Raw genomic sequence first — 13,964 nt, 5'->3', positions numbered from 1 at the left:
CCGCCGACGTGCTGTCCTGCCACGGTGCACCTGGCCGGGCAGGTGCATGTGCTCAACGCGCCGTGCCCGGCGCGGATGCGGTCTCCAACGCGTCCGCGTCCGCGTCGGTGTCGTCGTCGGAGCGCGGCCTGGCGTCCACCGGCCTGGGACTCGTCGTGGCGGGATGGCGCCCGGTCCGGTCCGCCTCGGCGCGGGAGTGGTCCGGCGCTGGCGCGAGCCGCCCGCGCAGCCAGTCCGGACGGCGGGCCCGCCCGCGTCACCTGATCAACACATCGATCGAACGTGCGTCCGCGGTCGGCCCGGGTCCGGATGCGCCGACCCGCTGATCCGTCCGGCGCTGTGAACGCAGGCGAGAGTGACCACCAGGTCACTGCCCGGCGCCACCACCGCACGGCAGGAGGTGACACATCCGGAATGCCGGCCGGCCGACATGGCAGGCTGGAATCATGAGAGCACGCTACGGGGGCGTGGCTGACGGCCGGAATCCACTCGGCCCGGAGGCCGTCGGCCGGCGCGCCGAGTCGTCGGGCTGCCTGCCGGTGCCGCGCCGGCGGGTGCGGGAGCAAGGCCTCGCGGGCCGTTCGGGCGCCGTCGGGCGCCAGGCGCCGGAGGATCGGCTGCCCGGAGATCGGGTGCCAGGCGATCAGCCGCTCGCGTCGTCGTCACGGGCGGGCCAGGCTCTCGAGCGATCGGTGCTCTGGGCGCTCGCGGTCCTGCGGATGGCCACCTGCGCCATCACCCTGATCTACGTCGTGCTGTGGTGGGACTGGTATCGCGACAAACCGGTCGCGCTGGGATTCGTCGCGTTCACGGCCGCGTGGGGTGCCTTCCTCGTGGTCCGGATCTATCGTCACGGAGCCGGGGCGCGGCTCGCGCTCGGCACCGTCGCGCTGGCCGTGGTGGCGGCGGCGCTGAGCCCGCACTGCCTGCCGCCCGAATCGGTCGGTGACACCGGGAACTGGGTGACGCTCAGCGTGCTGCACGGTGGCCTCACCGCGGCGTGGGTGCTGCCTCGGCGTGGCTTCGCGGTCGCCGAGGCCGCGCTGCTCGCCGCCGTCGCCGTCGGCGGCCACCAGGGCCGCCCACAGGTTTTCACGGCGGTGGTGCTGACCCTGGTGGTGCCGGTCCTGTTCGCGTTCGCCACGAGGCGGCTGCGGGCCACCGCCCGCCGGGCCGACGACCGTCTCACCTCGGCGATGCTCGGGCATCGGGCCCGGGTGCTCGTGCTCACCCTGGACCGTGACCGCCGTGAGCGGCAGCGGGTCCTTCACGACACGGTCCTGAACACGCTGACCGGGCTGGCCTGGGGCGGCGGTGAGGACCTGGTGCTCGCGCGGCGGCGCTGCGCGGCGGGTGCGGACGCCATCCGGCAGTTGCTCGCCCATGACATCGGCCCGCCGGCGGTCGGGTTGGACGCCGCCCTGACCGCGGCGGTGACGCAGGCTCGGGAACGTGGTCTTGTCGTGCACCTTCAGGGGATCGCGCCCCTCACCGACCCACCGGCCACGGTCGCGGCGGGTGGCACAGCGACCGCGGCGGGCGGTACGGCGACCGCGGTGGGTGACACGGCGACCGGCGCGGCGACCGGCGCGGTGACCGGCGACCCGCCGGCCGCCGTGGTCGCCGCGCTGACGGGAGCCACCGGTGAGGCCCTGGCCAACGTGGAGCGGCATGCCGGCACCGGTGAGGCCTGGGTCCGGCTGGAGCGGGCATCGGGGCAGCTGACGGTCCGGGTCCATGATCACGGTGGCGGGTTCCAGCCCGGCCGGTCCGCCCCCGACCGCCTGGGCGTGTGCCAGTCGGTGCTCGCCCGGGTCCGTGACGCGGGTGGCCTGGCGTCGGTCGACTCGGCGCCCGGCCGCGGGACCGTGGTCACGATGCGCTGGCCGGAGATCGCCCGGCCCCCGACGGAGCGGGCATCCGCTGACCGTGCCGTCCGGGACCGGGCGGTCCGCGGCGGAGCGGACCGGGACCGGGCCGATCGCGGGACTCGTACCGGAGCGGAGCTGGCACGGGAGGAGACCGCTGAGGATCTTCGCCGCGACTACGCCGCCGGCCTGCGGGTCGCGGTCGCGGGGGTGGCCCTGGCCTGGCAGATCCTCATGGTGGTGCCGCTGCTGGTCACCCTCGGCCGGGTCCGCTCGCCGCTGGCCGCGGTGGGGGTGTGGTGCGCGCTCGGTGCCGCGACGTTCCTCCTCGCGGCTGTGGCGCGGCGTCGGCCGCTGTCGGCCGCGGATGCCGCGGGCGTGACCATGCTGACCGTCGGCGCGGCGCTGGCCAGCGTCAACGTCGACAACGCCGAGCTGCTGCGGATCACGAACTGGCCCGTCATCGTCGTCGCCCTGCTGCTGGCCTTCGTGACCGCTTCCCGCCCGCCCCTGCAGGCGGTCGCCGCCGCCGGGGTGGGCCTCGCCGCGATCGTGGTGACCGTGATCGTCCGTCAGGCGACGGATCCGCTGACCCTGTCGCGGCTGCTGGCACTGGTCTACGGAATCGTCGGGCTCCAGCTCCTCGTCGCGATCATCGGCTCGCTGTTGCGGCGGACGGCCGACACGACCGCGCGGGCCACCCGCGCCGAGGCCGAGACGCACGCCGGGCAGGACTCCGACGCGATGATCCGCCGTGAGCGGGCCCGGTGGCTCGGGGCCATCCGCGACGACGTGCTGCCCATGCTCGACACCCTGGCCGCGGGCGACGCCGATCCGCGGGACCAGGGCTGGCGCTGGCTCTGCGCCCGGCAGGCGGCCGGCATCCGGCGCAAGCTCGCCCAGGAGGACCAGAGCGCGACCCTGGCCTCCCTGGCCGCCGACATCGAGACCGTCGTCGCCGCCGCCGAAGGCCGTGGGCTGACGGTCGAGGTCCAGATCGCCACCGAAGCGGGCCGGGTGGGCTTCCCCGTCCCGCTCGACCTGCGCGCGGGACTGGTCGACCTGCTCGACCGGACGCTCGCGATGCTGCCGGAGAACAGGGCGCTGCTCACCATGTGGAGCGACGCCGGTGGTGGCAGCGTGTTCGTCTCCGCCGCCTGGCCCGGGGACCGGGCGCCACCCACCCTGACCGGCGCCGTGGCCGCCCTGGTCGACGTCGACGACGGACGTCTCACCGTGGAGCTGCGCTGGGAGAACCGGGAGGACTGACCCGGCCGGCGCCCGCGGCGGCGCTCACCCCCGAGGCGCTCACCCTCCGAAGCAGTCTCCCTCCGAAGCGCTCACCCGGCGGTGCTCACCCCGCGGTCAGGGCAGGCGTGGGGCCAGGGCTGGGAACAGGCGCAGCGCGTTGCCACGGGCGATCGCCGCCCGGGTCCGTCCGTCCAACGCGGGGTCGGAGCGCAGGGCCGCGATCCCGTCGCCGAGGGTGGCGGCGGGGACCATGTTGTAGTCGGAGCCGAACAGGATCCGGTCCGCGCCGGCGGCCGCGAGCAGGCTCGGTGTCGAATAGGGGGACATCGGGCCGGCGGTGTCGTACCAGAACCTGCGCAGGGCGGAGCGGATGGTTCCCGGGTCCGCCCCGTAGCCGAGCGCGCGACCGAGCGCGAGACGTCCGGCCAGGTAGGGGAAGACGCCGCCGCCGTGGGCGAGGATCCACTCGATGCGCGGGTGGCGGTCGAGGGCGCCGGAGACGACGAGCTGGATGGCCGCGCGGGCGGTGTCCGCCGCGTAGTCCACCAGGAAGGCGGGCACGGCGATCGGTGTGGCTCCAGGCAGGTCGAACGGATGAACCAGCACCACCGCGGACCGCTCGTCCAACGCGGCCAGCACCGGTTCCCAGCCGGGATCGCCCAGGTAGCGAGTGCCGGTGTGGGTGGTCAGCAGCACCCCGTCGGCGCCGAGGCCGTCGAAGGCCCGGTCGATCTCGCTGACGGCGTCCGCCGCGTCCAGCAACGGGATCGTGGCGAGCCAGCCGAACCGCTGCGGATGCCCGTGCGCGATCTCGCTCAGGCTGTTGTTGACGATGGTGCTCAGCTCGACGGCGAGCGCCGGCGTGGGGGTGAACGCCGCGGGCACCGCGGCGGAGAGCAGCGCGAGCTGGATTCCATGGCCGTCCAGGGTGCTCAGTGTCGTCTCGACGTCCCACCGGGTGGGCAGGAAGCCGCCGGAGGCGGGAATCGCGCCGTGACCGACCAGCCAGTCACGGACCGCCGTCGGCATCATCGCGTGATGGTGGACGTCGATGAGCGGGGGAAGACCCGCTGCCGACCGGGCGACAGGAACCGAGCCGCCGGCCGGTTCGGTCGCCGCCGCGGCGGGGGCGGCGGACGCGGCCACCACGGCTGCGCTGGAGAGGACCCCGGTCGCGGCCAGGAGCAGACCACGTCGGGATGCACCGGCAGACGAGCCGACGGGATCCCGGCTGTCGGAGGTCGGGCGGTCGGAAGTCGGGCCGTCGGGAGCCAGCCCGTCGGGGGTCGGTCCGCCGCGGGTGAGCATTGGCTGGTGGTCGGTCATGGCGAGGTCCTCTCCGCGGGAACGCAGGTGGATGGATGGGTTGGACCGGGTAGGCGGCGCCTGGCGGGGCCGGGCCGCGGGAGCCGCAGCGGCGAGGGCCGTTGGTGTTCGGGAAATTTCGACGCGTCGGAGCCGTCGCTCCTGACGGTGCAGAAGAGTTTGGTAACGGGCGCCGGGAGATGCCGGACAGTTATTCCGGTGATGGATGGAAACGCGTCACCGCACCCGGTCGGCCCGATCCCGTAGAAATGCGGAAATGCGGCCGTGGAAGCCTGGTCTGATCCGTTCGCGGATTCAACGTCGCCGAATGTCCGGAAGGGTGGAGCCGAGAAAACGCGTCAAGGCGAGCTGACTTTCAACGGATATCGGGCGGCCAGCTGGGTGCCGGCCTCTCCGGCTTCGCCGTGGCGTGCGGCAGGTGCGCGTCGTTCCCCGCCCACCGGTCAGACTGGCGCAGATCTACGCAGGTCAGAGCTACTATGGCCGGGTGGTATGACGGGTGCGGGAACTGTGTGGACCCCGCCCGGGACCGCCGGAAGACGTCTTCGCCGGCAGCTGCCGGCGGACGCCCGGCCGCTGATTGTTCGCACGTTACCCCCCGGTGCGGCGTGAGTGGCCACCGTGCAGGAATGCGGTGGCCGACCCGGTCGGCGGCTGGGCCTGCTGATTGCGGCTCCACCACCCGCCGCTGTGATTCTAGAACCGCCCCGGGGGTTGTGGAAGCATTGTGCGAAGGTTTTTTGGGATGACGAGTGGATTTCCTGTGCACGCAAGCGGCCCGGGCGCCGGATCGGCGAGATTTCGGTTGGGATTTTCCGGTCAGGTGTCGGGATTTCCGGGCGGTCTGTCCCCGCGCGTTCGGTCCTCGGGGGTCCGCGCCTCGAGAACTCCGACGAAGGCCGAGGCGACGAGGGCGACGGCAGGGTCGTTGTCGTGGGCCAGCTGGCGCAGGATCTCCCGCGCGGCCGCTCCCGGTAGTTCGACCAGGGCCTGGGCCAGGCGTATCCGGACCGCGGAGTCCGCGGTGTGCGCGGCGAGCTCGTCGGCCAGGGCGGTGATGATCCGGCCCGCCCACTCGGGATCCCGGGCCAGTGTTCCCAGAGCCTCCGCCGCGTCGACGTCGTAGGAGCCCTCGACCACCATGCCGACGAGGGTCGGCACGGTCGCGGTCACACCACGCCGGCCCAGCGCCAGAGCGGCGTGCCCGCGGACCGTCGGGTCCGGGTCCTCGAGGGCGTCCGCGAGCGCCGCGGCCACACCGGGGGCCTCGGACATCCCGGCGATCGCACGCACGGCGCGCTGCCGGATGCCGACGTCCTCCGAGCGCACGCCGGCGGCCAGTGCCGCCACGCCGTCGCCGCCCGACCGGGCGAGCGCCCAGCGCAGCGCGCCCGCCACGTTGGGGTCGGGCTCGGCCAGCACCGCACCGGCCAGCAGCTCGGCGGCCACCGTCGTACTCTCCGGCCGGGTCAGGACGGCCTGCTGCCTGCGCGCGGCACTGGTCGAGGCAAGCTCCTGCATGAGTTCGACGATGCGCAGGACGTCCCGCCAGCCGGTGGGTGCCGACGCGTCGATGGTGCGGAGCCGCCCGAGTAGCTCCTGTTCCCGCTCCAGGCGGTCTTCCGCCCACCGGACGAGGTCACCGACCAGGGCGGAGGGTGTGAAGGACGGGTCCTCCAGGGCACGTCCGACCTGCCTGAGCGAAAGTCCGAGGGACCGCAGGCTCTCCACGTGGAAGATCCTGCGGATGTCCTCGTCGGAATAGTCGCGATAGCCGCCGACCGTGCGGCCGCTCGGTCGCACCAGCCCCAGGGCGTCGTAGTGCCGCAGCATCCGGGTGCTCACCCCGGAATGACGGGCCACATCCCCGATCAGCAATCCGCGGCCCCCGTGGCTCCCGCCCCCTCGGCGGCCTTCGTGCCGGCGGTGACAGCGGCTCCTTCGGGGCCGAGCGCGACCACGCGCTTCGCCTCGTCGATGGCCGCGTTGAATGCGGTCTCCGGGTCGTGCAGAAGAACCCTGGTGGCACGGGCGTGCGCCGCCGCGGCCGGGTCGGGGCCGGCGGCGGCCTTCTCCAGAGCCGGCTCGATCACGTCGCCGAGCTCGACGAGGGCCCGGCTCAGGCTCCGCTGCAGGTCGCGGTCGCCGCGGCCGAGCTCCGTGACCAGTTCGTCGACCAGGCCCCTCCTGCCGTCCTCGGGAGCGAGGGCGACCGCGACACGCCACGCGGTCCGCGCGACCTCGTCATCGGCATCGTGCAGCAACGCGGCTGTGATCCAGGCCCACGCACTCCTGTCACCGATCTTGCTGAGGGTGTGCAGCGCCTGGCCGCGGGCCGCGGGGCGCTCGGAGCCGAGTTCCCGGCGGAGCCGGGGCAGCGTGGTCTCCGGCGGCAGGCGGGTCAGCGCCCAGGACAGCATGTCTCGCACAAAGAAGTCGGGCTCGACCGCGCACCGCTCGACGAGCGTCTCCAGAACGCCGGGGTCGGGGTCAGAGCCGGCCGCCAGGGCCGCCTGAAGCCGGACCGACGAGTCCCGGGCGCCCAGCGCGTCGGCCACCCGGGTGCTTCGCGGGGTTCCGTCTGTCGCGTTGATCGGGACCACCTCCTGCACCCAGTGGACACCTTGTCACGGTGTCAAGGTCAAGCTCGTGACCGGCGAACAGTCGTGCGTGCATACCGGCCCCGTCGCACCCGCGCCGCGGCGGCAACGTGAGGTAGCCGGCACTCGCGGCGGGATGACTGGTCGAAGGCGCCTGGTGAGTGGTCTGATGACGAAGGCGCCAGGCTGACCCGCCTTGTCGCTGTTTGTCTCCGTCCAGATGGTGGTGACCTTGACCGGCGACGTGGATCGGTGGATCCGGCGGTTCAACCGAGGTAACGAGTCCGGCCCGCGGCTGGTCTGCTTCCCCCACGCGGGCGGCGCCTCGACCTTCTTCCATCCGCTGTCGGTGGCCCTCGCCGACGTCGCCCAGGTCGTCGCCGTGCAGTACCCGGGCCGGCAGGACCGGCTCGGTGAGCCGCCGCTGACGAGCATCGCCGCACTCGCGGACGAGGTTGTCGCCAGGGTGGCGCAGCTCGACGACCGTCCGACAGCCTTCCTCGGGCACAGCATGGGATCCATCGTGGCGTTCGAGGTGACCCGGCGGCTGGAGGCCGACCCCGCGGCGCCGAAGCCGCTGATCCTGTTCCCCTCCGCGCGGCCGGCGCCGTCCAGGGGGCGTCCCGGCGGCGTCCACCTCGGCGGCGACGAGGCCGTGATCGGCTCGATCGCGGCGCTGGGGGGCACCGACCCCCGTCTGCTGGGCGACCCGGAGCTCCTGGCGCTCATCCTGCCGGCGACCCGTGCGGACTACCAGGCCATCGAGACCTACCGCCCCGAACCGGGCGCGACGGTCAGCGTGCCGATGTGGGTGACGATCGGCGCCAGCGATCCGGCGGTGACCGAGGACGAGGCGCTGGCCTGGCGGGAGCACACCACCGGCGACTTCGACCTGCTCGTTCTCCCGGGCGGGCACTTCTACCTCACCGAGCAGATCGAGGTCGTCGCCGATCGGATCCGCACGGGACTGCTCGGCGTCACCGCATCCTGAGCGGCATCGCGTCGTCCTGAACCACACCGCGTCCTGAACCACACCGCATCCTGAACGCCGCCGTGTCCTGATCGTCAGGGCTGCGCCGGGGCGTGGCCGGCGAGCTGGTTGCGCCGGACCATCCCGATGATCCTGGTCACCGGGCCGACGACGAGCAGCTCGTCACCGGCCTGCAGGCGGGTGTGCCGCCCGGGGCGGTAGTCCGCCGTCGGGCCGGGGCCGCCATCCGCCGAGCCGGCGGTGCCGGCCACGCCCGTGGTGCCGGATGGGCCGGCGGCGCCCGCGGGGTCCGTCGCACCTGCCGTGCCCGGGGCCTCGTCCTGGGGGCCCTCGTTGCTCTGGCACCGGGTCACCGCCAGGACCCGGGTGCCGGTGGCCAGCTCCGCGAGGGCCGGGCCGACCAGGCCGCCGCCGGCCCGGATCGTCAGGCGGGCCACCAGGAACGGCGTCCCCTCCACGTAGAACGCGCTGATCACCTCGTGGCCCATGGCCGCGGCGAGGAAGTGCGGGGCGGCCAGCGCCGTCGCACTGCGGGCCGTGTGGATACCGAACCGGCGCTCGACCTCGTCGGCCATCGTGGCGTCGAAGACCCGCATGACGATGCGCAGCGGGGCACCGGACCCCGCCCGGTGTGTGCTGGCCCGGGTCTCGCGGGCGGACAGCACGGTCTCGAGGTTGGCGTGCCCGTCGCTCGTCATCGCCGCGATGGTGGCCGCGTGCGCGACGCCCGCCTCGAGCAGCGTCGAGCGCACCGTCGCGTCCCCGACCACCACCGGGACCCCGCGTTCCCGCGCGACCGGCAGATAGCGGTTGTTCACATCCCGCTCGATGACGACGATCTGCTCGCCGGCACGCAGCAGCCCCTCCATCGTCGCCAGCCCGACCGAGCCGAGACCACAGAGGATCACATGCCTGCGGACGGTGCTGGCCTGCCCGAGCCCGAACGACCGCTCCAGCCGGCGGCTGATGATGACGTTGGTGATGAAGGCGTAGACCACGGCGACGGACAGCGCCCCGAACAGCATCAGGCAGACTCCGTAGGCCTGCAGCCAGGCGTCGGCCGCACCGAAGTTGTAGTCCCCGAAGCCGACCGTCACCATCGTCTCGACGGTGAGGTAGAGCGCGTCGAGAGCGTCGAAGCTCTCCGGCGCGGCCGGGTTGTTGTCCTGGTACGTCAGGGTCAGCACGATGGTGCTCACCACCATCACGCTGGTGACGACGGCCAGCGCCCGGCGGAACGGCCGGTCGAGCTCCGCGCGCACGGTCGCGGACAGCTCGCGCAGCCGGCGCAGCCGTACCCTCCCGGCCCGGCGCAGCCGGGCCGCCCGCAGCCCCGACCACAATCCCGCGGGCGCTTCCACGGACGTCCCACCCGCTGCCGCGGCGGCGGCTCCGACGGGGGAGACGGTGGGCGTGGCGGCAGTGGAGGGCCGGCCGTCGGCGGTGAAGGAGGCGAACACGCGGGCGTCGTGTACGTCGTCCACCGCCAGGCCGCTGGCGCGCAGCTCGGCGAGCCGGCCCATGACGACGAGACGGTCCCCGGGTGCGACGACGACGTCCCGGGGCGGGCACAGCTCGGCCAGCCGCTCACCGGCCCGGCGCAGCGCGACGGGCGTCAGATCGCCGTAGAGGGCGCGGAAGGGCGCCTCGGTAGGCGCCTCCTCGTCCACCACCGCGAAGATCTCCCCGGGTCCGGCTCCGTCGGCCGGTGCGTCCAGGGTGAAGGCGTGGATCACCGTGGACCGCACGCACGCCTCGACGAAGCCCGGCCCGGCCAGGTCGCCGACGCTGCGGACCCGGACCTGGGCGAATGCGTCCTGCAGCTGCTCACCGAGCCCGACGTTGCTGATGCTGGCGACGATCCTGGTCCGCGGCGCGCTGTCGGCGGCGACGAGACAGATCTGCAGGTTCTCCAGGTCCCGGTCGTGGCAGGTGATCAGCGCCAGCGCGGTGCCGAGCCCGGCGTCGTGCAGCGACTCCGACAGCCGACCGCTTTCGGGGACCAGCGTGACACCCATCCGCTCCAGTCGCCGGCGCAGCCCAGGCGCTTCGTGGCCGTCGACGACGACCGCCCGCACACCGGCGGCGTCGAGCTGCTCGACGATGCTCAGCCCCAGGTCGTTGAGCCCACACACGATGACGTGGTCGGCGTGCGCCGGTCCGGTGGCCCCCATACCCGCCACTGAAGCATGCTGCCGCGGCCGGCCTGACATCCGCCGTCGGGAAGGCGGCGGCAGCCGGCGGGTTGAGCGGTTCCACACGGTTGGTCCCGCCTGCCTTGCTGGGGCGCATGATGGATGGGTGACGTCCCCCAGGTTGCGGATCGGCACCGAATCCCTGCGCACCCGCGTGGCCGGGGAGGTCTTCAGCCGGGTCGCCGGTACCCGCGGCCCCGCACGGCGGGAACGGATCCTGCGCGCCGAGGGGGAACGCTGGTTCGGCGAGGACCGCCCGATCCGGCGGGTACACGGCGACACGGCGATGTTCGTCGGTGGGCTGCGCGCCCTGCTGCTGCAGTCCCTGCACCCACTGGCCATGGCGGGCGTGGCGGACCACTCCGACTATCGGCAGGATCCGTGGGGCCGACTGCAGCGGACCAGTTACTTCCTGGCCGTCACGACGTTCGGCTCGGCGCAGGATGCCGAGAAGGCCGTCGCCGCGGTGCAGGCGGTCCACCGGCGGGTCCACGGCACTGCGCCGGACGGCCGGCCCTACTCGGCGGCCGACCCGCATCTGCTGCGCTGGGTGCACGTGGCCGAGATCGACAGCTTCCTCACCGCCCACCAGCGGTACGGGGCCGCGCCGCTGAGCCCGGCGGAGTGCGACGGCTACGTCCTGGACGCCAGCCTCGTCGCGAGCAGGCTCGGCGTGCCCGACCCGCCGCGCACCCGCGCGGAGCTGGCCCACCAGCTCGCCGGTTTCCGCGACGAGCTGGAAGGGAGCCCCGAGGCCCGCGCGGCGGCCCGCTACCTGCTGGTGCGCGCCCCGCTGCCGGCGGTGGCCCGGGTGCCCTACGGCGCGCTCGTCGGCGCGGCGGTGGGGCTGATGCCGCGATGGACCCGCTGGCCGCTGCGGCTGCCCTACCTGCCCGTCACCGAGGCAACCTGGGGGCGCCTCGCCGGTAGGGGAGTCGTCTCGACGATCCGCTGGGCGACCGCCGCCCGTGGCGAGGCGGCTGGCGAGGCGGCTGGCGAGGCGGAGCCGGCGGCCTGAGATCCTCGTCGGTGTGCAGGCGCGTCCCCCTCACGGACGCACCTGCCCACCGGACCGGGCGGGCCGTCCTCGGCGGGCAGCCACGCCCGCGCCAGAACGTCCTCCTGAGAAGTACGCCGGGCTCCCGCCACACCCGCGACGATCTTTCCCAGCCGGCTCGGATAGGCGCATGATGGGCTGGGTAGGTGATCGACCATGCTGAACTGGCTGCGGCGGCAGGCATCTGGCAGGCATGCGGGCGAGCGGGTGGACAGCTCGGCGTGGAATCCGTCCGGGTGGTGGTGGTGCATGCAGCACCAGCGGGCGGAGAACCCGCCGGACGCCCCCGGGCACCGGCGCCTCGGCCCGTACCCGACCGCGGCGGCGGCCGAGAACTGGCGGGACGAGCTCGACCGCCGCAACGAGGACTGGGACGAGGAAGACCGTCGCTGGGCCGGCGACCACTGAGCCTGCGGCTGGGCGGCTGGGCGGCGGTGTGGTGGTGTGGTGGCGGTGCCCGGGAGGTGGCCCGGCCGTGGTGGGGCGGGGCGGGCGGCCTGACGGCGGCGTCCCGCCAGGTCGGGTCGTTCGTACTTCACCCCGGCGACAAAGGCCGGATGATGCCGGCCGCCGTGGATGACACCGTTCTGTAACGACAGAGTCGTGTGTCTTCACACAACGCCAGCCGCCGGGGTGGGAGGGCCTGATGAGCCGCCGTCCGATCGTGTCAGACGCCGTGACCTGGGAGTTCAACGCCACGTACCTGGCCGAGAGCGGTGAGCGGGTACCGCTGCCGACCAGCCTGCGCTACGACCCGACAGATCCGATCGCGATCACCATGAGCATGTGGGTCACCGACCAGCGGGCCGTCGTGTGGACGTTCGCCCGCCGCCTCTTCGTCGACGGCTCCCGCCGCTGCGCGGGCCTGGGCGACGTCCGGGTCCGGCCGATGGTGCGGGATCGCCGCAGGGTGCTGCTCGTCGAGCTTTCCAGCCCCGGTGGGCACGCGCTGATCGAACTTCCCGCCAACCGGGTGAACGACTTCGTCAACCACACCTACGACCTGCTGCCCGTCTCGGCGGAGGACGCGGTGATCGAGCACGACCTGGAGCTGCGCGTCCTACGCGGCCGCAGCCGCAGCTGACCCGCGGCGGCTGATCTACCCGGTGGCATCCGGACGTCCGGACCTGGTCTGAACGGACATCCGGTGCAGGGCGGTCCGGCGCYGGCACCGGGTCGGCGCCGATGGTGGTTCGGCAGATCTGCATGTTTCTGGTGTCTCGGGGGAGGTTCGGACAGCATTCACGGGGGGAGGTTCGGACAGCATTCACGCAGACCACGCCAGAGTGTTGTCGGGCCGACGTCCGACTTCGGGTGCCGGACGAAGGAACCTACGGATTGGCCGATCAGGTGGGCAGTGACCTGTACGGGCAACGGCTGCGGGCTGCTGCGCGCATAGTCGTACCCAATTCKGTCCGCTGGAACCTGGCCAGGATGGCGGCCGGCGCCGACGGGGCGCAACGTCCTGACGCGCAGTCGATGATCACACTTCTGGACAGGGTCGTCGTGCTCCAGGCTCCGATCGATACGGCACTGCTGACCGACTTCGCCCGGCGCGTCCTGGACCTGATGGTCGCGGAGGGGCCTGGGGCGGATTTCCGCGAGCCCGCCAGATTCCTCGAGGTCACCGATGCCGTCATCGACATCGCGCAGGCCAGAGGCGCCCCGGTCACCGACCTGCTGCTGACCCAGGCGCAGTACTACGCCTTCTTCGCCGATCTCGGTCAGGGGCGGCTCGCCCGCATCAGCCGCGCCGTCGCGTCGGCGGCGACGGATGAGGAGGAGACCCGCGCCGTTCTCACGCTGGTCAGGTTCCACCTTGACGGGAGCGCGTATCGAAAGGCCCGCCTTCTGCTTGAGTCCTGCGATCGCGCGCTGGATCCAGCGTCAGCGCTGCGGGGATCGCTCCTCGATCTGCACGCCACCCGGGGGATCCTGCACTTCTACAGCGACAAGGCGCTCGCGGAGAAGTCGTTCACGCGGGTGCTCGAGATGGCACCCGCGGCGGAGCTGACGGACTACGAGGGGCGTAGCGTCGGCCTTGCGTTGCACTATCTGGGCAGGATTCGCGCCGCGCAACGTCGCCTGGACGAGGCCCTCGATCTCCTGCTGCGCGGCGACCGGACCCGCGAGCGGTACAGCGGGCCGCACCTGAAGGGGACCGCGTTCAACAACCTGCGCATCGCGGAGATTCTCCTGTCGGTGGGCGAGATCGCCGCCGCGCAACACCATCTGAACCGCTGTGCCGAGCTCCTGCTGCTTATCGGTGAGTCGAGCAACGCCGAGCTCCAGATGAACCTGGTCGCCGCGCGCCTGGAACGGGCGAGGGGCAGGCCACACGAGGCGGAGCTCATTCTTCGGCGATGTCTGAGGAGAACGGGGCAGGATCCGAATCCGCGCGCCCTGCTGCAGTGCCTGTACGAGATGTGCAGGATCCACGCCTGGGCACGCCGGCCCGCGCGGGTCGCGACCACCCTCGCCCAGGGCGCCGTCCTCTTTCTCCGCACCCAGGTGAGAAGCCCGCGAGGATTCCTCCAGGCAGTGCGCGAGGGGGTTCGCGTGGCGATTCCTCGGTCCCTGCCGCGGCCCAGGTCGCGAGTTCCCCGAAGCGCTGCGGGCCCGCCCGCGGGAGTGCGCTGCCCGTGCGGCGAGCACGGCTACGACGACGAGTGACCG

General features: G+C 73.1%; 10 protein-coding genes. 6 read left to right on the top strand and 4 right to left on the bottom strand.

What is annotated here, in order from left to right:
• The first annotated feature begins 446 nt into the window (after positions 1 to 446).
• Positions 447 to 3,137, top strand: coding sequence for a sensor histidine kinase (locus tag CcI49_RS18935; protein ID WP_076828195.1), 2,691 nt, complete (start codon positions 447 to 449; stop codon positions 3,135 to 3,137).
• Positions 3,138 to 3,233: 96 nt separating this feature from the next.
• On the opposite strand, the gene CcI49_RS18930 is transcribed toward CcI49_RS18935, so the two are convergent.
• From CcI49_RS18930 to CcI49_RS18920, 3 genes are all read right to left on the bottom strand, one after another.
• The gene (locus CcI49_RS18930; RefSeq protein ID WP_076828193.1) at positions 3,234 to 4,445 is read right to left on the bottom strand and encodes an amidohydrolase family protein; all 1,212 of its coding nucleotides are present in this window, start codon (positions 4,443 to 4,445) and stop codon (positions 3,234 to 3,236) included.
• An 819-nt stretch (positions 4,446 to 5,264) separates the two neighbouring features.
• Positions 5,265 to 6,323 (bottom strand): HEAT repeat domain-containing protein, encoded by a 1,059-nt coding sequence (locus CcI49_RS18925; RefSeq protein ID WP_076828192.1) that lies wholly within the window; start codon positions 6,321 to 6,323, stop codon positions 5,265 to 5,267.
• A complete protein-coding gene (locus CcI49_RS18920) occupies positions 6,317 to 7,057 on the bottom strand; it encodes a HEAT repeat domain-containing protein (protein WP_054570301.1) in 741 nt (246 codons plus the stop codon). The genes CcI49_RS18925 and CcI49_RS18920 overlap by 7 nt, the downstream gene beginning before the upstream one ends.
• A 214-nt stretch (positions 7,058 to 7,271) precedes the next feature.
• On the opposite strand from CcI49_RS18920, the gene CcI49_RS18915 reads away from it, so the two are divergent.
• Positions 7,272 to 8,036 (top strand): alpha/beta fold hydrolase, encoded by a 765-nt coding sequence (locus CcI49_RS18915; RefSeq protein ID WP_235498361.1) that lies wholly within the window; start codon positions 7,272 to 7,274, stop codon positions 8,034 to 8,036.
• A 74-nt stretch (positions 8,037 to 8,110) separates the two neighbouring features.
• On the opposite strand, the gene CcI49_RS18910 is transcribed toward CcI49_RS18915, so the two are convergent.
• Entirely contained in the window at positions 8,111 to 10,210 is a 2,100-nt protein-coding gene (locus CcI49_RS18910) for an NAD-binding protein (RefSeq protein ID WP_076828190.1), read from the bottom strand.
• Positions 10,211 to 10,337: 127 nt separating this feature from the next.
• Between CcI49_RS18910 and CcI49_RS18905 the strand changes: the two genes are divergently transcribed.
• From CcI49_RS18905 to CcI49_RS18890, 4 genes are all read left to right on the top strand, one after another.
• Positions 10,338 to 11,249 (top strand): oxygenase MpaB family protein, encoded by a 912-nt coding sequence (locus CcI49_RS18905; RefSeq protein WP_116437442.1) that lies wholly within the window; start codon positions 10,338 to 10,340, stop codon positions 11,247 to 11,249.
• 195 nt (positions 11,250 to 11,444) lie between these two features.
• A complete protein-coding gene (locus tag CcI49_RS18900; protein ID WP_076828187.1) occupies positions 11,445 to 11,696 on the top strand; it encodes a hypothetical protein in 252 nt (83 codons plus the stop codon).
• Positions 11,697 to 11,934: 238 nt separating this feature from the next.
• Complete coding sequence (locus CcI49_RS18895) at positions 11,935 to 12,372, top strand: SsgA family sporulation/cell division regulator (protein ID WP_054570297.1); 438 nt, start codon at positions 11,935 to 11,937, stop codon at positions 12,370 to 12,372.
• A gap of 254 nt (positions 12,373 to 12,626) precedes the next feature.
• Positions 12,627 to 13,961 carry a tetratricopeptide repeat protein gene (locus tag CcI49_RS18890; protein ID WP_131831132.1) on the top strand — a complete coding sequence of 445 codons (1,335 nt, stop codon included), beginning with the start codon at positions 12,627 to 12,629 and terminating at the stop codon, positions 13,959 to 13,961.
• Positions 13,962 to 13,964: the final 3 nt, after the last annotated feature.

It is taken from the genome of Frankia sp. CcI49, from assembly GCF_001983215.1.
Lineage (GTDB): Bacteria > Actinomycetota > Actinomycetes > Frankiales > Frankiaceae > Parafrankia > Parafrankia irregularis.
This window is presented reverse-complemented; position numbering and strand designations above follow the sequence as displayed.

Excerpts from the sequence above, each read along its gene's own strand:
- CcI49_RS18910 (WP_076828190.1), bottom strand. The coding sequence starts at position 10,210 with ATGGGGGCCACCGGACCGGCGCACGCCGACCACGTCATCGTGTGTGGG.
- CcI49_RS18900 (WP_076828187.1), top strand. The coding sequence starts at position 11,445 with ATGCTGAACTGGCTGCGGCGGCAGGCATCTGGCAGGCATGCGGGCGAG.
- CcI49_RS18895 (WP_054570297.1), top strand. The coding sequence starts at position 11,935 with ATGAGCCGCCGTCCGATCGTGTCAGACGCCGTGACCTGGGAGTTCAAC.
- CcI49_RS18930 (WP_076828193.1), bottom strand. The coding sequence starts at position 4,445 with ATGACCGACCACCAGCCAATGCTCACCCGCGGCGGACCGACCCCCGAC.
- CcI49_RS18935 (WP_076828195.1), top strand. The coding sequence starts at position 447 with ATGAGAGCACGCTACGGGGGCGTGGCTGACGGCCGGAATCCACTCGGC.